This window comes from Roseivirga ehrenbergii (assembly GCF_001593005.1).
Classification (GTDB): Bacteria; Bacteroidota; Bacteroidia; order Cytophagales; family Cyclobacteriaceae; genus Roseivirga; species Roseivirga ehrenbergii.
The window spans coordinates 1-283 of the sequence record NZ_LQZQ01000040.1 but is presented as its reverse complement, the minus strand read 5'-3'; the positions used below and the strand labels follow the sequence as shown (position 1 = coordinate 283).

The window sequence follows — 283 nt, the reverse complement described above, 5'->3', positions numbered from 1 at the left end:
ATTCGCTTCAGCTTCAATCAAAATCATCTCAGCAGTACGCATCAATACAATGTCTCCATCACCAAGCGTTCCTGAACCAGGAGATTTAAACTTGATGTTCATGTATGGATATTTTGCAAAGCTGCTTGGAAGTACTATGGCTGCTCTTTCAGCTGCAGTAACTGCCCAGAAACCTTTTCTAACATCCGTTGCAGGGATCATATCATAAAGATCAGCATTGATACACTTAGGGTCAGCTCTAATGTGTGAAGAATTGTAGTTATATGACATGTAAGCAAAGAAT

At 39.6% G+C, this 283-nt stretch carries 1 pseudogene; it reads right to left on the bottom strand.

Annotated elements, in window-relative coordinates:
* Positions 1-270 (bottom strand): annotated as a pseudogene (locus MB14_RS10265) (RagB/SusD family nutrient uptake outer membrane protein); the annotation flags it as partial.
* Between the last annotated feature and the right edge of the window lie 13 nt (positions 271-283).